This window comes from Nisaea sp. (assembly GCF_039990255.1).
Classification (GTDB): Bacteria; Pseudomonadota; Alphaproteobacteria; order Thalassobaculales; family Thalassobaculaceae; genus Nisaea.
In genome coordinates this window covers 115,608-138,867 of record NZ_JBDXGG010000016.1, presented here as the reverse complement: position 1 = coordinate 138,867, position 23,260 = coordinate 115,608, and the positions used below count along the sequence as shown (strand labels likewise).

The following is a 23,260-nucleotide window of genomic DNA, read 5'->3' as shown; positions in this document are numbered from 1 at the left end:
GATGAAACTGCTCCTTGCCATTGCGTGCGGTGGCGCGCTCGGCGCGCTCGCCCGCCATAAAGTCGGTTCCGTTGCCATGCATCTGTTTGGCACCGGGTTTCCTTACGGCACAATCGCGGTGAATATTGTGGGCTCTTTCCTGCTCGGCCTGCTGGCTGGCGGGTTGGCCTTCAGGTTCAGTTTACCGCTGGAAGCGCGTGCCTTTCTGATGGTTGGTTTTTGCGGCGCTTTCACCACTTTCTCCACATTTGCGCTTGATTTTGCGACTCTGACGGAACGCGGCAATCTGATGCTCGCGGGCTTCTATGTCGCACTGTCGGTAGCCGGTGCCATTCTTGCTATGTTCGGCGGTCTCGCCGTGATGAGAGGACTCTTCGCATGAGCGGCGTTCAGACAATTCAGGTAAAGAGCGACGATGCGGATATCCGCGTCGACCGCTGGTTCAAGAAACATTATCCGGGCCTCGGCCATGGCCGGTTGGAAAAGCTGCTGCGGACCGGTCAGGTCCGGGTCGACGGCAAGCGGGTGAAGGCGAACCAGCGCCTTGAAGCAGGCCAGTATCTGCGCCTGCCGCCGCTCGGCGAGAAGGAAACCAGTCCGCCGACAGCCGAGAGCCGGCCCGGCAAGGAATCCCGGATCGACGAGGCCCTTCTGGAGGAAATGCGCGAGCGGATCCTGTTCATGGATGACGATGTGATCGTGCTGGACAAGCCGGCCGGCATCGCCACCCAAGGCGGAACCGGTCAGAAGGTACATGTCGACGGTATGCTGGACGGTTTCCGCTTTGGCCGTTCCGAACGGCCGAAGCTGGTGCACCGGCTCGATAAGGATACTTCCGGCATTCTGCTGATCGCCCGCTCGACCCCGGCGGCCCGCTGGCTGACAGCGGCGTTTCGGGAAAAGACCACGCGCAAGATCTACTGGGCGCTGGTGCTCGGCGAGGTGAAGCCCAGGGTGGCCCGGATCGACATTCCCATCTCCAAGTTGCCCGGCAAGGCTGGCGAGAAGATGGCGGTTGATTACGAAACGGGTCAAAAGGCCCAGACGGACTACGAGGTGGTCGAGCAGCTCGGCAAACGCGTCGCCTGGGTTGCGCTCAGCCCGATCACGGGCCGGACTCACCAGCTCCGCGTTCACATGATGGAACGGCGGGCGCCGATCCTTGGCGACGGAAAGTATGGCGGCCAGGAAGCCTTCCTGGTGGCCGAAGGCCTGTCCCGCAAACTGCATCTGCACGCCCGCGAGATCGAGGTGAAGCGGCCGAACGGCAAGTTTTTGAAAGTCACAGCGCCCTTGCCGGAGCATATGCTGAAGGCTTGGGATTTCTTCGGCTTCGATCCGGAAGGTGGTGCGGACGCGTTGCGAGAGGACGTCTGATGCCGTCATCCGATCCATTGAAGCTGGTCGTTTTCGACATGGACGGAACGCTGATCGACAGCCAGCACCTTATTGTCGCCTCAATGACCCGGTCTTTTGAGAGAAACGGGTTTGCCGCTCCTGACCCGGCATCCGTGCGGGCCGGGGTCGGTTTGCCGCTGGAAGTCATTATCGCATCGCTGTTGCCGGACCTTTTACCGGAGCGCTGCGTGCAGCTGGCACAGGATTATCGCGAAGATGTCCGTGCCACCCAGGATCGCGGAGAGCGGCACGAACCCTTGATGCCCGGCGCGCGGGAAGTGGTGGAGCGGCTGGACGCGGCGGGATATTTGATCGCGCTGGCGACTGGAAAAGGAAGCCGGGGCGCAAGACATGCTTTGGAAGTGCATGGGCTGATTGATCGCTTCGTCAGTATCCAGACATCTGACACAGCGCCGGGAAAGCCACATCCCGGGATGATTATTCAGGCGATGAATGAAGCCGGAGTTGAGGCATCTGCCACAATCATGGTCGGCGATACGGTGTATGATCTGGAAACAGCTCGGAACGCCTCGGTGGCATCGGTCGTGGTAACTTGGGGCTATCACGAGCGTGCGGACCTTGAGAATTTCGGTCCCGGTGCGGTGATCGATCATTTCGATGATCTGGATGTGGAGGTCGCGCGGCTTCTCGCATCCTGATAGGAGCGGCATTATGCGCATTCTGAAGATTTCCCTGTTGTCACTCCTTGGACTGCTCGTTGTCCTTGGGGTTGGCCTTTCGGTCTATCTGGCCTCCCTCGATGAGGAGGATGTGAAGCAGATCATCGCTGAACAGGTCCAGAAAGCCACAGGCCGCACCCTGACCATCGCTGGGCCGCTGACCTATGAGCTGTCCTGGAATCCGAGGGTCCGGGTCGAGGATGTCCGTTTCCAGAACGCGATCTGGGCAGGCGATGAGGACATGGTCTCGCTCGGGGCACTGGAGCTGAAACTTGATCTCAACCGGGTGTTCGACGGCATTCTGGTTGTCGAGAATCTGTTCATCGAACATGCCAGGCTGAACCTGCACCGGGAAGCCGACGGCCGAGCGAACTGGCTGTTTGATTCCGGTAAGACGGATGAGGAAAAGGGCGATGAATCCGGGCCGTCCCACAGCAGCATTTTCCCGATCATCGAAAGCGTCACCCTGATCAACGTCGATGTGGTTTACAGCGACGAGGTTGAGGGGCAGCAACACCTCGTCGAAATCGACTCCATCGATCTGGACGCGCCGGATTTCGAAAATCCGGTCGAGGCGATCGTTAAAATGTCCATTAACGGCAAGCGCATCGACATCGCCGGTACGTTGCCGCCCGCCGTGGCGCTCGGCGATGCCAGCGCGCCGCAGCCCTTCGATATCAGTGGCGAGGCCTTGGGGCAGCCGTTCCGCGTCGCGGGCAAATTACTCTTCGCTTATGAGGATGGCGTTCCCGCCAATGTTGCCGTTCAGGGGCTGGAGGCCCGGTTGTTTTCCTCCGATATAGCGGGCGATCTGAAACTCGATACAGCCGGCCGCGTTCCCAGTCTTTCCGGTACTCTCAAATCCCAGCTCATGGATTTGCGCCAGATTGAGGCGCTGACGAGCGCCGTCGGTTCCTCGAAGAGTAAAGGCAGCAATTCTCGGGCGGGCGATGTCCGTGACATTCTAGACGTGCGTATCTCCACGGATTGGCTGGAGCAGGCCGATGTGGATCTATCGCTGAACGTGAAGGCCCTCAAGTCAAGCGCCACCGAGGCCTCAGACATCGCGCTGACCCTCTCGATGAAGAACGGCAAGCTGTCGGTCTCTCCGTTCTGGGCAGTCTATGCAGGTTCGCCGATCAAATTGCAGGCGGAAGTAGAGAAAGACGGCCGCGCCCTTTTGGTTGCAGCTGACCTTTCCATTAAAGGCGCGGATTTCGACAGACTTGCCGGGATAGCCGTCGAAACGACGGGGCTTGAGGCTGGAGGTAATCTGAGCGTTTCCGTAAAGACAGCAGGCAAGACTATCGGCGAGCTGATGGCAGGCGCCACCGTTAATGCGAAGGCGGCGTTGCCGCTGGTACGTTACAACGCCCCGGCTGGCTCGGCCGCGGGGCGGGATTTCTCCGTCTCGAAACTCGACATCCAGCTTGATGCTAGCGGCACCGACCCGGAAGCCGTCTTGGAACTGGTCGAGAATGTTGCCGGTATCCGTCTCGATACGCCGTTGAAGAGACTTGTTCTTAAGGGCATTTCCGGTGAGGCCCACATTCGGGCCGCCGAAGTGACAACGGCACAGGACAAGGTAAAGGATCTAGATATTGCGCTGAGCCTGCAGGACGAGGTGCTGTCGCTCTCCGTCCCGGAAATGATGCTGGCAAAGGCAAAACTTTCTGCCTCGGCTCGGGTCGAGGCACTTGGCGCTCAGACCAAGATTTCCTCCCGGCTGGCCTGGAATGACATTGATGTCGGAGTTGCTGCGGAACGTTTCGGTATTGACGGTGATGCATCCGGACGGGCGGATATAGACGTTGACCTGGTCGGCGAGGGGCGGACCCTTGCCTCCATGCTGTCTTCGGTCGATGGCACTTTCGGCATCAAACTAGATAATGTCCGTTACACTTCGGCCTCTTCCGGTCATGACGAGCGGGTAGAAATCGACACGCTTTCCCTGAAAGCCGTGTCCATGGCAGAGCCGTTCGAAGGTCGCATCGTCGGGCGTCTCGGCGAACGCGGCCTCGACATTGTGGGCCGGTTTCCATCGATCAAGGCTCTGGTTGAACAAGGTCAAGCTCTGCCCTTCGATTTTAGTGGGACAGCGGTCGGTGAGACAGTTGCGATCAAGGGCGCTCTGACATTGGTTCAGGTGGGTGACCGGTTCACCAGCGTCATGCTCACAGGCCTCGATGCTCATATCGGGCGCTCGGATCTGACCGGTTCCGTTAGGCTCGGTCTGGAAGGCGATCGGCCGAATGCGTCAATTGATCTGGTTAGTACGCTTCTTGATCTAGAGCCTTATCTCGATGATGGGAACGGGGTTTCCACGGACAAGCCGGCAGAGAAGGTGAAGGCGGATGCTCCGTCGGAAGAGGCGCTAGACAAGCCCTTTCCGGTGGACGTGCTGGACCGTGCCGATGGCTCGATCAAACTCACGGTTGCCGCACTTCGTCTGCCGGGTCTCGCCGTTGATGACATGCATCTGAATGCGACCTTGCAGGACCGGGTCCTCTCCGTCCTTCCTTCCGAGGGAGTCTTCAACGAAGGTTTGGTTAAGTTGAAGGCCAAGATTGATGGTCGTAAAGCCCCGCTTTCCGATTTCGCAATCGACGGCACCTGGACCGACGCTCATTTCGGTCTCGTTCTTCGAGAGTATTTCCAGACTGATGTATTCAGTGGATATGGCAGCTCGTCGGTCAAGTTGACCGCCAGCGGCCGCACCCCTCGCGAGGCGATGGACACGGTCAATGGCCATGCCGCGCTCTATCTGAAAGACGGTATGGTCTCGAATACTTATTGGGAGTTGATCGCGGCTGATCTTGTCAGCAGCCTGTTACCGTCCATCGGCAAGACAGCCGAAGAGGAAGCACGTCTGAACTGCATGGCGACCCGGTTCGATATCGCTGACGGCATGGCGAACTCCACGGTGTTTCTTGTCGACAGTGCACGGGTAACAGTTGGCGGTGCCGGCACAGTGGACCTGAGGGACGAGCAGGTGGATTTTTTGCTGCATCCGAAGCCCAAGGATTTCAGCTTTGTCAGCTTGGCAACGCCGATCAGAATTTCGGGCCCGCTATCCGATCCCTCTATCCTTCCTGATGCAGCGGGGGCGGCGAAGACGGCGGTGATTGGCGCCGGTGCCGTTGCCTTGACAGCCATCAACCCGCTAGCGCTCGTTTTGCCGCTGGTTTCTGCCGGAGAGACGGAAGATCCTTGCCCGGCGGCGCTCGCACTGGCAGAAGGCAAAAGCCCTGAAGAAGCGGCCGAAATAGGGCAGGCAGCGAATAAGAACTCCAGCAAGACCGACGGCGCCATCGAGACCGGCAAGGATGTTCTGAAGTTGCCGGGTAAAGCGGTGGACGGTCTGTTCGGCGGGATCAAGAAAGTCTTGGAGTGAGTGTGTGAAACGGTTCTATGAGGCGGCTTCGGTTGAGAAGGCGGACGGCGGCTATCAGGTTTTACTCGATGATCGTCCCGTCCGCACTCCGGCGAAAGCGCCGCTGCTGTTGCCGGTTGAAGAGCTGGCGGCGAAAATCGCCGCCGAATGGAATGCTCAGGGAGAGAAAATCCTCCCGGACTCAATGCCCTTCATGTCGCTGTCTGCTACCGGGATCGACCGGGTAACGCCGCAGCGAGATGACGTGATCGACCAGATCGTCGCTTACGGTGGCTCAGATCTGTTGTGCTACCGGGCAGAAGATCCGGACGATCTGGTGATCCGGCAGGCCAAATCCTGGCAGCCGCTGCTGGATTGGTGCCGGGAGCGATTCGGCGCAGAACTTGCCGTCACCGCCGGAATCATGCCCTTGACCCAGAGCCAGGAATCGCTTGCCGCGCTGCGTGTTGGGATCGCTGAACACAATGATCTGGTTCTGTCCGGGCTCTACCAGCTGACAACCGGATTCGGCTCTCTGGTGATCGCGCTAGCGGTTCTGGAAGGCCGTATTGAGGTCGAAAAAGGCATTGAATACGCGTTGCTTGACGAGTTGTTCCAGGCTGAGCGCTGGGGCGAAGACAGTGAAGCGCTGGCCCGCCGTAAAGGCATGGCGGCGGACATGACGAACGCCGCCCGTTTCATTACTTTCTGCCGGGTTTGACGCGCCGCGCGGGCTGCGCCTATCGTGGCGCGGTTCAGGGAGATTAGACGAATGCAGGAAATCATTCAGCGGCTCGGTGAAATGCGCGACGGCGCGCGTGCGGGCGGTGGAGAGAAGCGGGTCGCGGCGCAGCATGCCAAAGGCAAGTTGACAGCGCGGGAACGGATAGAACTGTTGCTCGACGAAGGCTCGTTCGAGGAATGGGACATGTTCGTCGAGCATCGCTGCACCGATTTCGGCATGGCCGAGAACAAGGTGCCGGGCGATGGCGTAGTGACCGGATACGGCACCGTTAACGGCCGCATGATTTTCGTCTTCAGCCAGGACTTTACCGTTTTCGGCGGCTCTCTTTCGGAAGCCCACGCGGAAAAGATCTGCAAGCTGATGGATCAGGCCATGAAGGTCGGCGCGCCGGTCATTGGGCTGAATGACAGTGGCGGCGCCCGCATCCAGGAAGGCGTCGCTTCCCTCGGCGGTTATGCCGAAGTTTTCCAGCGCAACGTGCTGGCGTCGGGCGTGGTACCGCAGATTTCCATGATCATGGGCCCGTGCGCCGGCGGCGCCGTTTATTCTCCGGCCATGACAGACTTCATCTTTATGGTGAAGGACAGCTCCTACATGTTCGTCACCGGCCCGGACGTGGTCAAGACCGTGACGCATGAGACGGTCACCCAGGAAGAACTGGGTGGCGCAATCACGCATTCCACCAAGTCTGGCGTCGCCGACATGGCGTTCGAAAACGATGTCGAGGCGCTGCTGCAGCTCCGCCGCTTCATTGATTTTCTGCCGTTGAACAATCGTGAAAAACCGCCGGTACGGCCAACCGCCGACACGATGGACCGTCCGGAGATTTCCCTCGATACACTGATCCCGGCCAACCCGAACAAGCCTTACGATATGAAAGAGCTGATCGAGAAGGTCGTCGACGAGGGCGATTTCTTCGAGATCCAGCCGAATTATGCGGGCAATATCATCGTTGGTTTCGCGCGCATGATGGGCTCGACGGTGGGCATTGTCGCCAACCAGCCGATGGTGCTGGCTGGGTGCCTCGATATCGAAAGCTCGAAGAAGGCGGCGCGTTTCGTGCGATTCTGTGACTGCTTCAATATTCCGATCGTCACTTTCGTCGACGTGCCTGGCTTCCTGCCGGGAACCTCGCAGGAGTACAACGGCATCATCAAGCATGGTGCCAAGTTGCTCTATGCCTATGCGGAAGCCACGGTGCCGAAGATCACGGTGATCACCCGCAAGGCCTATGGCGGCGCCTATGACGTAATGAGCTCCAAGCATCTGCGGGGCGACCTGAACTTCGCCTGGCCGACGGCGGAAATTGCCGTAATGGGGCCAAAGGGCGCGGTTGAGATCATCTTTCGGGCAGATCTCGGGGATGAGGAGAAAATCGCTGAGCGGACTGAGGAATACCGGCAAAAATTCGCCAATCCTTTCGTTGCCGGTGCGCGCGGATATATCGACGACGTGATCCTGCCGCATAACACGCGTCGGCGGATTTGCCGGGGGCTCTCGATGCTGAAGAACAAGCAGCTCGAAAATCCCTGGAAGAAGCACGACAACATCCCTCTCTAACGTTCCTTTCTGGCGGCAGTAGACAAGATGCGAGTGATTTATACAGACGGGCATGTGGTGCATGCCCCGAAACGCTTCATAACGCGGGGCGCCATCGTGCAGAGTCCGGAGCGTCCGGAACGGGCGGAGATCCTCTTCAAGGCGGCGACGGATGCCGGCCATGATCTGACCCCGGCCAGCACGCACGGCGCCAGCCCGGTGGCCCGGATTCACGATGCGGGTTATCTCGACTTTCTGGAGAATGCCTGGGAGCGCTGGTGCGCGCTGCCGGACCATGCGGACGAGATTATCCCGAACGTGCATTCCGGCCGCAACATGGCGCAGCCGCCTCAGCATATCGTCGCCCAGTCAGGCCATTATCAGGCGGACACGGCTTGCCCGATCGGAGAGGGGACCTGGAAAGGCGCTCTGGCCTCGTCAGATGTCGCGGTAACCGCTGCTGACATTTTGGTGCAGGATATCGACGGTGGGAACAGGGGAGCCTATCTCTACGCTCTTTGCCGTCCTCCGGGGCACCATGCCTATGCGGACCAGGCCGGCGGCTTCTGCTTCCTGAACAATTCCGCCATCGCGGCCCAGCGCTTGCGGGACAAGGGAGCGGCAAAGGTCGCGATCCTCGATGTGGATGTGCATCACGGCAACGGCACGCAAGGCATCTTCTATGAGCGCGGCGACGTGCAGACCGTCTCCCTGCATGGCGATCCGGCAACCTATTATCCTTTCTTCACCGGCTTCGGCCACGAGACGGGCGAAGGCGAGGGGGCCGGGTGCAACGTGAATTACCCACTGCCCCAGGGCACCGGCGACGATGCCTATATCGAAATTCTCGCCGACGCGCTGGAAAGCGTGGCCGCCTTCAAGCCGGACGTGCTGGTCGTCGCCCTCGGCCTCGACGCTTCAGAGGCAGACCCGTTGGCTTTCTGCAAGATCACCACGGAAGGCTTCCGCCGCATGGGCCGTACGATCTCGGAGGCCGGGTATCCGAGCCTGCTGGTGCAGGAGGGCGGTTATATCTCCGATCAGCTCGGGGATAATCTGGCGGCATTTCTGGATGGGTTCGAAGGCGTGCGCGGTTGAAGTATGGGATCAGAGAGTTAAACGTTTTCTGCATGTGGAATTATAGAAGTTAATCATCTTCTGAAGGTTCGCTTTTAATCAATTTTTTCATTTCTGAAGCACTAATTTCTCGCCCGAGCGGTCGAATCGCATCGTTTGCTGCTTCAAGTAATGTTATTTTATGGTCTTTTTTCCAATGCGACCAATAGATACGATGTAGATAAAGAGAACATAAAGTCATTCGAAGAAGGGCTGCATGTGGGAGATTTTTTATCGCATCTTTTAGTAAGTGTTTTCCTTGATCTGCTTCAATATCAGTAAGCCAAGACCCGTGAATAATTTTTTCGACTTTGCCGGAGACGTCAATTTTTCTAAGGCTCTCGGCTAGGACATTTTGTCGAGCCTGCTCACATACATAGCCTAAGATTTTTTTAAACGGATAGGACTTTGACTCGATCTCCATAAGGTCAACCAAATTTAGCGTGAATTTTCTCTTTTGCTCAATGCTTTCATCTCCGGGGAGTTTCTGTAGAAAAGCCTCGTCTGAAAATTCTTCCCTAAAACGGTCGAAATTTATTCTCAAAGAATATGAGGTCCATTTATCTATTATGCGTGCGGAAAGTTCTATTATTTTTTTCCTAATTTTCTTTTAATCGGTGCTTTTAGGTGTTCGGCCCCAGCACCTAGTACAACTACTGAAATTCCCCAAATTGTGACACATTCGACAAATTCAGCGGCTTCTGCTTCGAACCCGTCATCATCATAATTATCTTGTTTTTCGTGAGATGAATGAGATACGGAGCGGCGTACGAAATCTTGAGCATCAAGTATTTTCTGTTTTTCTTCGGCGTTTCTAGCACCACTTAGGACAGACTTAGAGGCCGCCTCTAGGTTGTTTTGCAGTGCCTCTAGACGCTTGGGGTGTTTTAATCCTGCTGCGGTTGCTTCGTCACTCAATAAGTAATCGTTATCCGGAGTGTTCGTTGTAAGCTTACTAATACATCCATCAACTGCTGTAACCAGTTTTTCTATTATCTCTGTTGAAGGTCCTATTTCTGAGTATATATCAAGTGTCGCGTAATCAACGAAGCTATTATCAAATTTTATATATCTGGCAGAAAGAGTGCTATCTTTACTAAGGGCATTTGCTAATAAATATGATTCAATAAATGGAAGTGATATCTGTACTCCATTTCCATTAAAGTGTAATATGCCGAAATCTTCAAATGATTTTATGAATTGAAGTGGATTTATGTTGAAGTCACTTTCCACAGCGAAATCTTCTGCAAATTTTACTAGCTCAGAGTGTGTGAACGTCTCCCCGTTTACTTTCATTTTAATCAGCAGATTTGTCAAAAAACGAGCGCGAGTCGTGCGACTTAATCGTATGCTTTCTTTGTCTCCAGCAACAACAAAAGATAGATATCCAGCAACGGCGAGCTCGATAAGTTCAGAACGACGGTTTGCTTGTAATAATGTTGCAAGTGTTTCTCGAGAAATGCCCGCGAAATATGTTGGATGAGCATCAAGTGCATATTTTCTAAATGTATCTCGAAGTCGAAGTGCTACAACTTCTGCCTCGTTGATCGACATATCGAAATGCTTTTCGACAAAAAATGTCACTTCATTGAAGGAAATTCCACACATTTTGAATGGTTTAGCATTGATTAAATCTTCAAAATTTGATTCAGTATAAATATCGCCTTCCCCACTTGATATTATAATAAATTTTATATTTGAAAATTTATTAATTTGATCGATAACAAGATTGGCTCTGTGTTTTGTTTTTGGATTAAAGTCGTACAAAACAACGACTAAAGTTATTTTTTTACTTTCCGCTAATTCAATAGCTTCTTTTGATGAGAGTTTCTCAATGGTATCAGAGGCTCCTCTAATGTTGTCTGCATTAATGATGATGGGAACGGTTTGTCGTTCGTCAATTTCGCTCGAAATTAGTGAATCAGCTATAATCCAGGGTAAGCTTTTTTCTGGAAATGTATGAGGTATTTTAATAATTACACGATCGTTTGTTTGTAATGTTTTCTTTAATTCGATAGGAGAGCTGCTTTTTTCTTCCTTCGTTTTTAAGTTCATTGGAATGACGCGCGGTACAGGTAGGCTGTACCCTTTTTCATGTAACCTATACTCGGGGCATGTTCTTTCCAGGTGGTTCTTAATTTCTTGGCTCGACGACGCGATTAGATTGATGAGCGGGTCATTTTTTTGTTCATATGAATTAAGAGAGTGTTCTGGGTGATTCTGTGTGTGGACGATATGAATGGCATTTAAAAAATATGGATTAATTAACTGAAGTCGGAAAAACGACGCGGCATTCGTTGCCGCAATACGACGAATTTGTCCACCCGTTGCTTTTTCCAGTTTGTTTTTTGATTTATCTGCGTAGTCAGAAATTCCTCTTATAGCTAGGCATGATACTTTATATTTTTTTGCAATTTCAAATATTCCGCCAGATTCAGTGTCAATTGCGAGCGAGCGCCTATCAATTCCTTTGATTTTATTATTGTAGAAGTCGCTCTTGCTGACGATGCCGCATGTTATTTTACCGTTTTTCGTAGTGGGTTTCCCAATTTCAATATCGTCGCCATCTCTATTTGTAATTTTCGTACTTACTAACGATTTTACAAAAACTTCTCTCTCAGATTGCCATTCTTTATATTTAGCCAAGAAATCTGGCTGAACCCTAGAAAAATTAAGCGCGGATGTTATGCATTGTGGGGTCTCAAAATTGTTTGGGGAATATTCTGTGACTTGTTCGCCAGTATCAGTATCAGATATTTTTGAGTTATCATATAAGTCAATTATGTTTCCACTGTAGCAAATATCGCCAAGAACATAATCATTTGTTATTCCGCCGGCGATCCCAATATTTACTATTAGATCAGTTGTAAAATCAGTAAGGGCTCCAATTGTTGCTGTCATTGCGCTTGTTCGGCCCATATCTAATTGCTGCACTGCAAGTATCCGAAGTCCAGATTCTCTAGAATCTACTTCATGTCGAAATTCTATTTCAGTGCTTAAATTTCTAATTGACGGAAAAACCTCTAAGAAAGAAACTAGTTCCTCTTCTAGTGGGATAATAACGATTATGTCGTAATGCGTCTTTGTCATTTCGGACATTTTTGGCAATCTTGTTAAGGTAAAAATACACTAATAGAATGAGAGGCTTGCAATTTCAATATCTATTGGTGCAGGGCGGAGGCGTTGTCTATAACAACGTATGCCGTTAGGAAATCGGCGCCGCCTTGATTTCCCGCAGTAATTTCTGCCGGATCGCCTTGATGTAATCCTCGTAGTCCTCGGCCGTGATGACGAAGGCGCCGGGGCCGGTGATGACGGTTTCCTCGAAATAGCCGCCGAGATCCAGCACCTGATTCTGGATAGCCAGCCCGTTGACGGTGACGCGGGCATTGCTTGCGATCTCGCGGCCTTCCTGCATCAACCGGCCGGAATTGTTAAAGCCGTCGCCAGAAATATCGATCACCTGGCGCTGGCCGGCGAAACCGTTCACGGCGAACATGGGCACACTGTAGGCGATAGCGGCCGAGATCGAGGTGGCGCCGGTATCGACCATGCGGGCCGAGGCGGCGACATCCGCAGCGAAGGCTTCTGCGCTTTCGGTGCTATTGATCAGGCGCCAAGGAATGTTGACCGCCTGACGGTCGACGCTTGACCATTCGACCAAGGTTACCGCGATGGCCTGAAAGGCGCCGTCCCGGATGGCTTGCTGCACTTCTGGGTCGTTGAAAGCGAGAGCGAGGCCGCGCAGTTGCAGATCGAATTCATCGCGGTCGACGCTGGCGGAAGAATCGATGGCGAGCACCAGTTCGACATCTACGGGATATTCACTCTGGGCAACGGAAGATGGCCCGACGCAGAGCAGGAGCAGGCCCAGAACCGTTTTCAGAATTTTCAAACCATCACCCTGATTACCGCGTTTGAAGCCGCTCCTCAGGCTGCTGCATCAGCAGTGCCTCTTTCCATGATGGGTCAAGGCCGGACCCATCTGCAACCGGGACGTCCCGTAATTCGCGGAAAAGTTTTCTGAAGATGGCGTTTCGGTAGTCTTCGTAATCTTTCGCCACTTCGGTAAAAGCTCTCTCGCCCCCGATCACCCGGTCCTCGAAATACATGTCGAGATTGGGGAACTCATTCCGGATTGCCAGTCCGTTGATGGTGATGCCGCGAGCCAGAACCTGCGCCCGTGCGATATGAATATCGAGGCCCTGATTGTTCTCGCCGTCCGCCGACATGTCGATAACCCGGCGGTATCCCTCCATGCCGTTCCCGTTGAAGCTGTTCGCGGAGAAAAGCAGGGCATTGGCAATCGACGTTGCGCCGGTGCCGATGGTGCGCGGCATCGCCTCGATCTCGTTCGCCAGATTGTCCGCATCGGCGGGGCCGGTCAGCAGGCGCCAGCGGACAGCCACATTCTGGAAGCGCTCGCTGGACCACTGGATGATGGAGATTCCGACGGCGCCCTCAACACCGTTCTGGATGGCGTCCTGGATCATCGGGTCGCGGAATGCGTTGGCCATGCCGGATACCTGCAGGGCGAATTCCTCGTCATCCACGCTGGAGGAACAGTCGATCGCAAGGACCAGCTCCATATCGACCGGGATGTCGGCCGCACCGCTGCGCGGAATTGAACAGACGAACACGAGGATAAAACAAACGAGACGTAGCATGGTTCACCAAAGCCTTCCTGACGGGCAGCTATCCTTGCAGGTCTTTGTGAAAAAACCGTGTCGATGCCGCCTCAATGCGACGGAATGGTGACGCCGTCCGTGATTTCGTAATCCTCCTCGTCCCTGAATTCGTCAAAATAGGGATCGGAAAAGGCGTCGCCATCCAGAGGATAGACCACTTCCGGGCGGTATATCGGTCCGTCCCGGTGCAGAAAACTGCGATAAAGCGTGAAGGAGCCGACGGGAAACAGTCCGGTGCCGAAAGGGCTTGCTTCGCAGATGAAGTCGTTCACCGGGCCGAGTGGCGCATCCTTGAAGCGGGCCAGTGTGACATGAGGCTTGAACCTGCGTGTTTCCCGCTCAACGCCGGCGGCATCGAGAGCGGTATCGACCTTGCGCTGGAGATGGAGCAATTCTTCGCTGGCCAGGACCCGGGCCCAGAGCGCGCGGGCCCGGCCCTTGGTCTCGAAGCATCCAAAACCGTCAAGTTCAAGGTCGAAACCTGGCTCCCGGACGCGATCAAGCTGCGCGGCGATGTCGTCCATCGCACGGTTATCGACGGCGCCGATGAATCTCAATGTCAGGTGAAAGTTTTCTTCCGCGACCCAACGGGCGCCGGGAAAACCGCAGCGCAGCCGGGAGAGTGCGGCGCGGACATGGTCGGGTAGCGCGAGCGCGACGAACAACCTGTTCATACATAATTGGCTATCACGCTCGCGCAGGCTGTCAAGGACAGGGATTTGAGTACAGTTGGTTAACCTTCTCGATCTCTTCCAGAAGGACTTCCGGAAGCACCATTTCGGCAGTGTCTATATTGCTTTCGAGCTGCTTCATCGTCGTTGCGCCAATGATGTTCGAGGTGGTGAACTGGCGGGTGTTAACGAAGGTGTTGGCGAGGTCTGCGGGCGCGAATCCGTACTCCTTGGCGAGCTTTGCATAGGCGATCGTGGCTTCCTCGGCGTTCGGCTTCAGATAGCGCGAGAAATTGCCCGGGAAGAGAGTCATCCGGGCGCCTTCCGGCTGGGCACCATCAAGATACTTGCCGCTGAGCACGCCGCCGGCGATGGGCGAGTAGGCCAGCAGACCACAATCCTCGCGGATTGCCACTTCGGCCAGACCGACCTCGAAGCTCCGGTTCAGCAGGTTGTACGGGTTCTGAACGGAGACCGGACGCGGCAGGCCCATGGCGTCGGACAGCGCGATGCATTTCATCGTGCCCCACGGCGTCTCGTTCGAGAGGCCGACATGCCGGATCTTGCCTTCCTTGATCAGGTCGGCCAGCACGGCGAAGGTCTCTTCCAGCGGGGTCCAGTCCTGTTCCTCAGCATGCACATAGTTGAGCTTGCCAAAAGTGTTCGTGGAGCGCTCCGGCCAGTGTAGCTGATAGAGGTCGATATAGTCCGTCTGCAGCCGCTTCAGGCTGGCATCGACAGCGGCCGTGATGTGTTCGCGGTTGAATTTCGGATTGCCGTCGCGGACATGGGCGAAGCGCTCTCCCGGGCCGACCACCTTGGTCGCCAGGATCACCTTGTCCCGCTTGCCGCTAGCCTTGACCCAGGTGCCGATGACTTCCTCTGTACGACCGTAAGTCTCGGCCCGTGGCGGCACGGAATACATCTCCGCCGTGTCGAAGAAGTTCACGCCGCGCTCCAGCGCGTAATCCATCTGCTCGTGGCCTTCGGCTTCGCTGTTCTGCTCGCCATAGGTCATGGTTCCGAGGCAGATGACGCTGACGCGCAGGTCCGTTCGTCCTAGCGGGCGATATTCCATTGGCAACTCTCTTCCGTTGATTAGCAGATGGGCGATAGGTTTCGAGCCATGAGGCCCGAAGGCGCGGAGTTTAAGCGCGGCGCGCGTCCGGGATCAACGGGGAGGAACGGAAAGAAGGATCAGGACCCGGAGAGGGGCCTGATCCTGAGTGGGGAGCATCGGACGAGCAGGGTATCCCGTCCGGGCGGTCTAACTGTCTTGCAGCGGGCAGAAGAACGTGACTTCGTAGATCGTCTCGGCGGTGGCCGGGCAGGAGAAATTGCCGGTTCCGTCGTCATAGGCGTAGGCGTAGGTCTGCGGGCAGACCTCGTGAATCATCTTCACGTAGCTGGTCTTCACCACCGGGCCGTTCCGGCAGGCTTCAACGCCGACCGACCCGCCGCAGCAGTAATAGTCGGCCTGGGGATCGGAGGGTTGGTAAGTGGTCGGCCCGTCGGAGAATGGTGGGTTCGGGATGTTCTGCCAGTTCCCGGTAGTGAGCTTGGAGCACGGGGAGTAGCAGCCTGTCTGGGTGTCGGTCGCGCCGCCGCTCGATGTTGGGAAGGTGAGGGTCAGATCCTCGTTGGCGAGTGCAGGATAGGCTCCGTTGGTGCTGAGATCTTCATTCACAGGGCATTGGGAGAGGCTGAGGCCGCTGCAATCGATCTTGTTTTTCTTCGGGCCGTTCGGACAGCTTCCCTTGATCTCGACCTTGTAGGGCAGCGTATATCCATCGACCATGCTGGTGTCCCAGCCATCCGTCTCCGGAAGAGGGGCGCCGTTTCCGGACGGGTTGACCTGGCAATTGCCTTTAGCCGCTTCCGCCGCGAAGCAGCCGAAGGTTCCCTCGAATTTTGAGTCGACCGGAGGCGCGCAGCCGATCCCGCCGGGACATGCGAGACCGGGGCCGCCGCTTTCCCCGATAGAGCAGCCCGAGCTGCCGTCGGCGCATTGTACCTTCATGCTCGGCCAGAACCGCGTACCGGCAAGACCCTTGTCCGGAATGTTGAATGTTACGGAATCCCCGGTCTGGCCGCTTGGTTGCAGAATGGCCGGATTCGGGGCGGTCAATGTCCCCCCGCCGGCGCCGACGACGTGATTGATGGAGATGGCTTTGCTGCATCCGTTGATGATCTTGAGGCGTGGGTGGGTAGAGGTGTCCTGGGCAAGTACAGGGAGGGTTGAGATCAACAAGATTGCTACTGCAAAGAGTCCGCCGATGATGCAGGCGAGTGGATGTTTTCTCTCTGAAATCCAGTCCAGCATGCCAAATCTCCTTTTCCGGAACGGCAAAGCGGGTTGAGTAATATGATATTCAAAATATATACACGTAAAAAGTGTAAAACAAGATAAAATGTCGATATGCATGATGCGTCATGCCGGGTGAAGGCGCGTCCGATATCCGGTTTGCGGAAAGGTGCGGATCAGTTGGTCTGGTGATCGATGAGTTCCCGCACCTTCGGCAGAATGCGCTCGACGATGATGGCGACGCCCTCTTTTGTCGGATGGATTCCGTCCTGTTGATTGAGTGCCGGGTCTCCGACGACACCGTCGAGGAAAAACGGATAGAACAACACACCGTGTTTTTCGGCGAGGTCGCGATATACGGCTTCGAACTCGACGCCATATTCCTGACCAAGATTGGGCGGCGCCAGCATGCCCGCGAGCAGGACTGGGAGGCCTTTCTCGCCGAGGACGGTCAGGATGGCATCAAGGTTGCGCCTCGTTTCCGACGGCTCCAACCCGCGCAGCCCGTCATTGGCTCCGAGCTCCAGGATCACCGCGTGGGGATCGGAGGCCAGGGCCCAGTCCAGCCGGGCCCGCCCGCCGGCGCTGGTATCTCCGGAGACACCGGCGTTGGTCACGGTGGCGTCGATCCCTGTTGCCCGAAGGACTTCCTGTAGCTGGTCAGGAAAGCTATCTCCCGGCGGGAGGCCATACCCGGCCATCAGGCTGTCTCCGAGGCCGAGAATCCGGAGTTCGGCTTCTGCGGAAGTGCTGAACGCGAGGAAAATCAATAATAATGCGGAGAGAACAACCGCGGCACAACGACGGAAAGCACGTCTGACAGCGTTGCAATGCACTATGGTAACCCTATATGGCGGAGGTGCGCACAATTCCGAGGCGTCTGGCGTCGCCGGGCTCCACCGCTGTTTAATCTGGGAAGACTCACTCATGGCATTGATCCGGTTGTCTGACTTGCACCTTAACCTGAGGAGCGGGGCGGGCGAGGTCAATATCCTCCGCGGGATTGATCTTGAAGTAACAGCCGGTGAGACGGTCAGCATCGTCGGACCGTCCGGCGCCGGCAAGTCGACCCTGATGATGGTGATGGGCGGGTTGGAGCAAGCCAGCTCCGGCGGTGTCTCCGTTGCGGATCACAACCTCTCTGCTATGAGCGAGGATGCACTTGCCATATTTCGGCGAGACACTGTGGGGATCGTCTTTCAGGCCTTCCGTCTGGTGCCGACCATGACGGCGCTCGAGAACGTGGCCATACCGCTCGAGTTGGCAGGGTCACGCGATGCCTTCGCCCTCGCCGAGGAGAGCCTAGGACGGGTAGGACTGGCACACCGAGTGACGCACTACCCGGACCAGCTTTCCGGTGGTGAGCAGCAGCGCGTGGCCATTGCCCGTGCTTTCGTCACCCGGCCGAAACTGTTGCTGGCGGACGAGCCGACGGGGAATCTCGACGGTGCTACCGGCGACAATATCATGGAACTGCTTTTCGAGTTGAGCGAGACGCACGGCACTACCCTAGTGCTGATCACCCATGACATGGCGTTGGCCGAGCATAGCAGCCGGGTGATTTCCATGGCTGACGGCAAGATTGTGAGTGATCTCCGGCGCGCGGCACCGAGTGCACCAGCCGAACCTGATGATAATGCGGCAGCTGAACGGCAGCACGCTTGATGCAAAATTTTCTCATTGCCCTGACGATCGCCCGCCGGGAGCTGCGCGGCGCGGTCTCCTCTTTCCGCGTGTTTTTAGCCTGCCTTGCCCTTGGCGTGGCGGCGATGGCCGGTGTCGGCTCCGTTTCTTCAGCCATGATGGCGGGGGTCGAGCGGGACGCACGGGAGATCCTCGGCGGTGATATCGAGATTCGCTACACTCATCGCGAGGCAGCACCTGAGCAGGTGGATTGGTTCCGACAGTCCGGCACTGTGGCTGAAACCGTCGAGATGCGGGCTATGGCTCGCAAGACCGACGCGGACCGGCGCACCCTGGTCGAACTGAAAGCGGTAAGCGATGTCTATCCGTTGTTCGGCTCCCTCGATCTGGAAAAAGGCGACGACATTCAGACCGAACTGGCACTGCGCGACGGCATCTTCGGCGCTGTGGTGGATGCTGCTCTCGCAACCCGGCTCGAACTTGTGCCGGGAGACACGCTGAAGATCGGCGAGGCCACCTTTGAAGTGCGCGATGTTATCGTGAAAGAGCCGGATCGCTCCGTCAGTTTTGCCTCCTTCGGCCCTCGCGTGATGATCCCGGCAGCTTCCCTGCCGGAAACGGGTCTGGTCCAGCGCGGCAGCATGATCCGCTTTCATTACCTGATTGGTTTGAAGCAGGGTCTCGTAGGGGCTGACTGGATCGAACAAGCGAATGAGAAATTCCCGGATGCGGGTTGGCGGCTGCGCGGGGTGGATCGTGCCGCGCCAGGCTTCGACCGGTTCATCAACCGGGTGACACAATTCCTGACCCTTGTTGGGCTGACGGCACTCCTGGTTGGCGGTGTTGGTATCGCCAATGCGGTACGGGCTTTCCTTGATCGCCGGATGGCAACCATCGCAACTCTGAAATGCCTCGGCGCCACGACCGGGACCGTTTTCACCGCCTATTTTGTGCAGATCCTGGCGGTTGCCACCGTCGGCATCGGTGCCGGGCTTGCCATCGGCGCGCTGGCGCCGTTGATTGCGGGTACGCTGATCAGCGGCATGCTGCCTTTCGAGGTGCCGGGTGGACTTTACTGGAAACCCCTGCTGACTGCCGGGGCGTTCGGCTATCTCACCACCATCGCCTTCTCGCTCTGGCCGCTAGGGCGGGCAGGGGGGGTACGCGCGGCGCAGCTTTTCCGCGCCCTGATCGTGCCGCCGTCCGGACGGCCTGCCGGAAAGTACATTATCGCCAGTGCGGTCAGCGCTCTGATCCTGGCTGGCCTTGCCGTGGTCGCGACGGATGATCCGAAATTGGCGGGCGGCTTCATCGCTGGGGCGGTGGGTGTTCTGTTACTCTTCGGCGGTGGAGCCCAGCTTATTGTCCGGGGCGCCCGTATGGTCCCGACGCCAAAGCGCCCGGACCTGCGGCTTGCCGTGGCCAATCTGCACAGGCCCGGCGCGCCGACGGCGAGCGTGATCCTATCTCTTGGACTTGGCCTCACCGTGCTGGTCGCTATTGCCCTGATCGAGGCCAACCTGTCTCGCCAACTGAAAGAACAGATCCCGGAGATCGCACCGTCCTATTTCTTCATCGATATCCAACCGCACCAGGTCGAGGGCTTCATTGAGACTGTGGAAAGCGTGCCCGGTATCACCAAGATGGAGCGCACGCCGCTCGTGCGAGGCCGGATCGTCAAGATCGCCGGGGTGCCTGCGTCGGAGCGCAAGGTCGACCCGGACGTGCAATGGACCATAAACGGGGATCGCGGCCTGACTTACGCCGCGACGCCACCGCCCGGCACCGACCTGGTTGAAGGCGACTGGTGGCCGGAGGATTACAGCGGGCCACCGCTGCTCTCTTTCGATGCGGAAATCGCGCGTGGTTACGGAATCGGCATCGGGGATACCATCACCCTGAATGTTCTCGGCCGGGAGATCACCGCGACAGTTCATAATCTGCGGAACATCGAGTGGCAGTCGCTGGGGATGAATTTCGTCTTCGTCTTTGCTCCCGGCACGCTTGAGGCGGCACCGCACAGCATTATTTCCACGGTCTATGCTGATAGCCCGGATGGGGAAGAGGCTGTGCAGCGGGCGGTCACGGACCGGTTCGCCAATGTCTCCGCCATCCGGGTGAAGGACGCGCTCGACAATGCCGGGCGCATCATGGACGCGGTCGGCATCGCCATCCGGATAACTGCGTCAGTGACGCTGCTCGCGGGTGTCCTCGTTTTGGCCGGGGCGGTGATCTCCGGCCACCAGAGGCGGATCTACGATGCGGTTGTGCTGAAGGTACTGGGAGCAACCCGGCGTAAGGTGCTGGCTGCCTATATATTGGAATATGGCCTGCTCGGTCTTGCAACGTCGCTGGTCGCCGCCCTTATCGGCACGATCATCGGCTATGTCGTCATCACCCAGCTGATGCGGGGCGACTTTGCCTTCGACGCGCCATCGGTGGTGCTGACGGCTGCTTTCTCGACGATGATCACCATCACACTGGGGCTGATCGGCACCTGGAGCGCCTTGTCACAGAAAGCCGCTCCGCTGCTCAGGAACGAATGAGGCTGTGAGAAGGGCGCCGGGGCCGGATAACCTGCAAGTCCCTTCTCATAAAGATTGCAAGGTGACCGGTGTTCTCTGGCGCGTGGGTTATGCTGCTCCCACGTGTCCGGAAGCAGCTTTCATTGTCCGGCAATACTGGTGACCTTTCAGAACAGATCAATTTCCACCGTGCCTGAAAACTTCCGTTGTGAGGCTACGCTGTTGCGCCCATTTCTAGTCACATTAGTTTCGATTTTTCGTCAATGATGTGGAAAAAACATGAATAAAGTAAATGTGGAACGAATAGCGGCATTTTCGCATGCGGATGCAGGTGGCAATCCCGCAGGTGTCCTGATTGCGGATAGCTTACCCACGGTGGAAGACATGCGGCGCATCGCCGCCGAAGTGGGTTTCTCGGAAACCGCTTTTGCCGCGCCTGAAGGTGAGAGCTGGCGGGTGCGTTATTTCTCCCCCGAGTCGGAGGTTCCGTTCTGCGGCCACGCTACGATCGCCCTCGGGGCCGCGCTTGCCCTGAAAGAGGGAGACGGCGTTTTTGGCCTCACACTCAACAATGCGAACATCACCGTTGAAGGGACGAACAAAGCTGGAGCGTTGACGGCCGCATTGCAGTCGCCTCCGACCCGCAGCGAAAAAGCATCAGCCGCGCTCTTATCCGAGGTGATGGATCTGTTCGGCTATTCAACGGACGATCTGCATAAGGACATCCCGCCCGCACTGATCCATGGCGGGGCAGATCATTTCGTGCTGGCGCTCAATTCGCGTCAGGCCCTTGCCGATATGAAATATGATCTGGGTGAGGGTCAGGCGCTGATGAGGCGGCACGGTCTGGTGACAATCCTGCTGGTCTTTCCGGAAAGCCCGCAATTGTTTCACACACGGAACCCGTTTGCTTCGGGTGGTGTTTATGAAGACCCGGCCACGGGTGCAGCGACAGCTGCCTTCGCAGGCTATCTCCGGGATATCGGCTGGCCGCATTCAGGGGCTATTGAGGTCATTCAGGGCGAAGACATGGGTATGCTCTCGCGTCTGCACGCCGAATTTTCGTCCGAGCCGGGAAGTTCGATCCGAGTGTCGGGGCAGGCCCGGATCATGGCAGCGGAATAGAAACTCAAATGCAGCGGGCCGCCAATTGGGCGGCCCGTTTTCGTTGATGTTCCGGCTTAGCCTTAGTCGACCGACAGTTTCACGTCGATATTGTTCCGCGTGGCGTTCGAGTACGGGCAGACCTGGTGGGCTTTCTCGATCAGGTCCTGCACAGCGTCCTTGTCCGCGCCGGGAACGGAAACAGTGAGCGACACCTCAAGACCGAAGCCACCTTCAGAGCGTGGGCCGATGCCGACTTCGGAGGAGACGGTGGTTTCCGGGGTGATCTCGACCGAAGACTCCCCCTGGGAAGCGACAAACTTCATCGCGCCGAGGAAACAGGCTGCATAGCCCGCCGCGAAAAGTTGTTCCGGATTGTTTCCGGCGCCGCCGGCCCCGCCGAGTTCCTTCGGCGTCGAGAGGGTGACGTCGAGTGCGCCGTCGCTGGTCTTGGCGCTGCCGTCCCGGCCGCCGGTTGCGGTCGCACCGATGGTGTAGAGAACATTGACTGACATAAAATAGTTCCTTGATTGATTTGATGTAGACGATTAAATCGTGTGCGACATAAGTAATCACCCGTAATAAACTGTCAAGGGCTTGCGATTTTATCGCGTGCGATTAAATTTCCTCGCATGTTGTGGGCGGTGTCGTATGGGAGACTATTTGTGTCAGACGAACTTGCCGGCCAACCGCAGCTGAACGAGCTCCTGTGCTTCGCTCTCTACAAGGCGCATCACGCCATGAACCGGTTCTACAAACCGCTGCTGGGAGAACTCGGGCTAACCTATCCGCAATATCTCGTGCTGATGGCTCTGTGGGAGCATGACAATCAGAATGTCGGTCAGCTCGGAGAGCTTCTGCATCTGGAATCTAACACCCTGACACCGCTGCTGAAACGGCTTGAGCAGGCGGGGCTCGTGCAGCGCCGCCGGGCCGCCAATGACGAGCGGCAGGTTCAGGTGACCCTGACCGAGGCGGGGCGAACGCTGCGTAAAAAGTCTAGAGATGTCTCTGCTTGCCTGTTCGATACCGTCGGTATGACACGGGAGGAGCTTCGCGCGCTGGTCACGGAAGTGAACGGCGTGACCAGCGCGGTTGTTGCCGGGCGGTAAGCCGAGCCTGTGCCCGCCTTTTTGTCGGCTAAATCATGTCTATGATAGGACGTCCTGACAAAGGAGTCGTACATGAAGACCAAACTGCCTTTATCTGCACTGCTTGGCCTGTCCTTGTCCCTGGCTGTTGCCACAAGTCCTGCCAGAGCTGCCGAAGAGCCGCCTGCGGATACCATTGAACGCGGGGCGCAGATGGTGCTCGACGGCCTGCGCGCTTTCTTCTCCTCAATCCCGCAATATGAAGCACCTGAAGTCCTGCCGAACGGGGACATCATCATCCGCCGGGTCAATCCGAAGAATGGAGCTGCGGGCAAGCAGGGCGGAGACGATGGAGACGCCAAGGGCCTTAAGCTCTGAGCT

Annotated in this window: 21 protein-coding genes; 12 read left to right on the top strand and 9 right to left on the bottom strand. The window is 56.8% G+C overall.

The features are described from left to right. The first annotated feature begins 1 nt into the window (after position 1). The 7 genes from crcB to ABJ076_RS09950 are packed head-to-tail and all read left to right on the top strand — an operon-like array spanning position 2 to position 8,833. On the top strand, positions 2-382 hold the full coding sequence (crcB, locus tag ABJ076_RS09980) for a fluoride efflux transporter CrcB (protein ID WP_348193771.1): 381 nt from the start codon (positions 2-4) through the stop codon (positions 380-382). Beyond that, positions 379-1,377 (top strand): RluA family pseudouridine synthase, encoded by a 999-nt coding sequence (locus ABJ076_RS09975; RefSeq protein WP_348193772.1) that lies wholly within the window; start codon positions 379-381, stop codon positions 1,375-1,377. Before crcB ends, ABJ076_RS09975 begins: the two co-directional genes overlap by 4 nt. After that, positions 1,377-2,057 carry an HAD-IA family hydrolase gene (locus tag ABJ076_RS09970; protein ID WP_348193774.1) on the top strand — a complete coding sequence of 227 codons (681 nt, stop codon included), beginning with the start codon at positions 1,377-1,379 and terminating at the stop codon, positions 2,055-2,057. The genes ABJ076_RS09975 and ABJ076_RS09970 overlap by 1 nt, the downstream gene beginning before the upstream one ends. A gap of 13 nt (positions 2,058-2,070) precedes the next feature. Further along, positions 2,071-5,472: an AsmA family protein gene (locus ABJ076_RS09965; protein WP_348193775.1), complete on the top strand. Its 3,402-nt coding sequence runs from the start codon at positions 2,071-2,073 to the stop codon at positions 5,470-5,472. 4 nt (positions 5,473-5,476) lie between these two features. Then, the gene (locus ABJ076_RS09960; protein WP_348193777.1) at positions 5,477-6,172 is read left to right on the top strand and encodes an ATP12 family protein; all 696 of its coding nucleotides are present in this window, start codon (positions 5,477-5,479) and stop codon (positions 6,170-6,172) included. A gap of 51 nt (positions 6,173-6,223) precedes the next feature. Continuing rightward, positions 6,224-7,756 (top strand): acyl-CoA carboxylase subunit beta, encoded by a 1,533-nt coding sequence (locus ABJ076_RS09955; RefSeq protein ID WP_348193778.1) that lies wholly within the window; start codon positions 6,224-6,226, stop codon positions 7,754-7,756. A gap of 27 nt (positions 7,757-7,783) precedes the next feature. After that, positions 7,784-8,833, top strand: a complete 1,050-nt coding sequence (locus tag ABJ076_RS09950; protein WP_348193780.1) for a histone deacetylase family protein — start codon at positions 7,784-7,786, stop codon at positions 8,831-8,833. A gap of 49 nt (positions 8,834-8,882) precedes the next feature. Here the strand turns inward: ABJ076_RS09950 and ABJ076_RS09945 are convergent, their stop codons facing one another. The 8 genes from ABJ076_RS09945 to ABJ076_RS09910 form a co-directional block, all read right to left on the bottom strand. Further along, a complete protein-coding gene (locus ABJ076_RS09945; RefSeq protein WP_348193782.1) occupies positions 8,883-9,395 on the bottom strand; it encodes a hypothetical protein in 513 nt (170 codons plus the stop codon). A 44-nt stretch (positions 9,396-9,439) separates the two neighbouring features. Continuing rightward, on the bottom strand, positions 9,440-11,950 hold the full coding sequence (locus ABJ076_RS09940) for a hypothetical protein (RefSeq protein WP_348193783.1): 2,511 nt from the start codon (positions 11,948-11,950) through the stop codon (positions 9,440-9,442). Between the two features lie 106 nt (positions 11,951-12,056). Further along, positions 12,057-12,746 carry a DUF1194 domain-containing protein gene (locus ABJ076_RS09935; RefSeq protein ID WP_348193785.1) on the bottom strand — a complete coding sequence of 230 codons (690 nt, stop codon included), beginning with the start codon at positions 12,744-12,746 and terminating at the stop codon, positions 12,057-12,059. Positions 12,747-12,759: 13 nt separating this feature from the next. Further along, a complete protein-coding gene (locus tag ABJ076_RS09930; protein ID WP_348193787.1) occupies positions 12,760-13,518 on the bottom strand; it encodes a DUF1194 domain-containing protein in 759 nt (252 codons plus the stop codon). Positions 13,519-13,589: 71 nt separating this feature from the next. Beyond that, entirely contained in the window at positions 13,590-14,213 is a 624-nt protein-coding gene (gene thpR, locus ABJ076_RS09925) for an RNA 2',3'-cyclic phosphodiesterase (RefSeq protein WP_348193789.1), read from the bottom strand. A gap of 31 nt (positions 14,214-14,244) precedes the next feature. Next, complete coding sequence (locus ABJ076_RS09920; protein ID WP_348193791.1) at positions 14,245-15,288, bottom strand: NADP(H)-dependent aldo-keto reductase; 1,044 nt, start codon at positions 15,286-15,288, stop codon at positions 14,245-14,247. 189 nt (positions 15,289-15,477) lie between these two features. After that, positions 15,478-16,533: a thaumatin family protein gene (locus tag ABJ076_RS09915; RefSeq protein ID WP_348193793.1), complete on the bottom strand. Its 1,056-nt coding sequence runs from the start codon at positions 16,531-16,533 to the stop codon at positions 15,478-15,480. Between the two features lie 158 nt (positions 16,534-16,691). Next, positions 16,692-17,285, bottom strand: a complete 594-nt coding sequence (locus ABJ076_RS09910; RefSeq protein WP_348193795.1) for an arylesterase — start codon at positions 17,283-17,285, stop codon at positions 16,692-16,694. Between the two features lie 157 nt (positions 17,286-17,442). Here ABJ076_RS09910 and ABJ076_RS09905 point away from each other — a divergent pair, with 157 nt between their 5' ends. From ABJ076_RS09905 to ABJ076_RS09895, 3 genes are all read left to right on the top strand, one after another. Beyond that, positions 17,443-18,180, top strand: a complete 738-nt coding sequence (locus ABJ076_RS09905; RefSeq protein ID WP_348193797.1) for an ABC transporter ATP-binding protein — start codon at positions 17,443-17,445, stop codon at positions 18,178-18,180. Then, positions 18,180-20,705: an FtsX-like permease family protein gene (locus tag ABJ076_RS09900; protein ID WP_348193799.1), complete on the top strand. Its 2,526-nt coding sequence runs from the start codon at positions 18,180-18,182 to the stop codon at positions 20,703-20,705. Before ABJ076_RS09905 ends, ABJ076_RS09900 begins: the two co-directional genes overlap by 1 nt. 258 nt (positions 20,706-20,963) lie before the next feature. Further along, on the top strand, positions 20,964-21,809 hold the full coding sequence (locus ABJ076_RS09895) for a PhzF family phenazine biosynthesis protein (RefSeq protein ID WP_348193801.1): 846 nt from the start codon (positions 20,964-20,966) through the stop codon (positions 21,807-21,809). Between the two features lie 62 nt (positions 21,810-21,871). Here the strand turns inward: ABJ076_RS09895 and ABJ076_RS09890 are convergent, their stop codons facing one another. Beyond that, positions 21,872-22,303 carry an organic hydroperoxide resistance protein gene (locus ABJ076_RS09890; RefSeq protein WP_348193803.1) on the bottom strand — a complete coding sequence of 144 codons (432 nt, stop codon included), beginning with the start codon at positions 22,301-22,303 and terminating at the stop codon, positions 21,872-21,874. A 150-nt stretch (positions 22,304-22,453) separates the two neighbouring features. Here ABJ076_RS09890 and ABJ076_RS09885 point away from each other — a divergent pair, with 150 nt between their 5' ends. Together ABJ076_RS09885 and ABJ076_RS09880 are read left to right on the top strand one after the other, a co-directional pair. Beyond that, complete coding sequence (locus ABJ076_RS09885) at positions 22,454-22,900, top strand: MarR family transcriptional regulator (RefSeq protein ID WP_348193805.1); 447 nt, start codon at positions 22,454-22,456, stop codon at positions 22,898-22,900. 72 nt (positions 22,901-22,972) lie between these two features. Then, positions 22,973-23,257, top strand: coding sequence for a hypothetical protein (locus tag ABJ076_RS09880; protein WP_348193807.1), 285 nt, complete (start codon positions 22,973-22,975; stop codon positions 23,255-23,257). Positions 23,258-23,260: the final 3 nt, after the last annotated feature.

Excerpts from the sequence above, each read along its gene's own strand:
- crcB (WP_348193771.1), top strand. The coding sequence starts at position 2 with ATGAAACTGCTCCTTGCCATTGCGTGCGGTGGCGCGCTCGGCGCGCTC.
- ABJ076_RS09900 (WP_348193799.1), top strand. The coding sequence starts at position 18,180 with ATGCAAAATTTTCTCATTGCCCTGACGATCGCCCGCCGGGAGCTGCGC.
- thpR (WP_348193789.1), bottom strand. The coding sequence starts at position 14,213 with ATGAACAGGTTGTTCGTCGCGCTCGCGCTACCCGACCATGTCCGCGCC.
- ABJ076_RS09965 (WP_348193775.1), top strand. The coding sequence starts at position 2,071 with ATGCGCATTCTGAAGATTTCCCTGTTGTCACTCCTTGGACTGCTCGTT.
- ABJ076_RS09955 (WP_348193778.1), top strand. The coding sequence starts at position 6,224 with ATGCAGGAAATCATTCAGCGGCTCGGTGAAATGCGCGACGGCGCGCGT.
- ABJ076_RS09895 (WP_348193801.1), top strand. The coding sequence starts at position 20,964 with ATGAATAAAGTAAATGTGGAACGAATAGCGGCATTTTCGCATGCGGAT.
- ABJ076_RS09890 (WP_348193803.1), bottom strand. The coding sequence starts at position 22,303 with ATGTCAGTCAATGTTCTCTACACCATCGGTGCGACCGCAACCGGCGGC.
- ABJ076_RS09970 (WP_348193774.1), top strand. The coding sequence starts at position 1,377 with ATGCCGTCATCCGATCCATTGAAGCTGGTCGTTTTCGACATGGACGGA.
- ABJ076_RS09930 (WP_348193787.1), bottom strand. The coding sequence starts at position 13,518 with ATGCTACGTCTCGTTTGTTTTATCCTCGTGTTCGTCTGTTCAATTCCG.
- ABJ076_RS09940 (WP_348193783.1), bottom strand. The coding sequence starts at position 11,950 with ATGTCCGAAATGACAAAGACGCATTACGACATAATCGTTATTATCCCA.
- ABJ076_RS09975 (WP_348193772.1), top strand. The coding sequence starts at position 379 with ATGAGCGGCGTTCAGACAATTCAGGTAAAGAGCGACGATGCGGATATC.
- ABJ076_RS09950 (WP_348193780.1), top strand. The coding sequence starts at position 7,784 with ATGCGAGTGATTTATACAGACGGGCATGTGGTGCATGCCCCGAAACGC.
- ABJ076_RS09880 (WP_348193807.1), top strand. The coding sequence starts at position 22,973 with ATGAAGACCAAACTGCCTTTATCTGCACTGCTTGGCCTGTCCTTGTCC.
- ABJ076_RS09915 (WP_348193793.1), bottom strand. The coding sequence starts at position 16,533 with ATGCTGGACTGGATTTCAGAGAGAAAACATCCACTCGCCTGCATCATC.
- ABJ076_RS09905 (WP_348193797.1), top strand. The coding sequence starts at position 17,443 with ATGGCATTGATCCGGTTGTCTGACTTGCACCTTAACCTGAGGAGCGGG.
- ABJ076_RS09920 (WP_348193791.1), bottom strand. The coding sequence starts at position 15,288 with ATGGAATATCGCCCGCTAGGACGAACGGACCTGCGCGTCAGCGTCATC.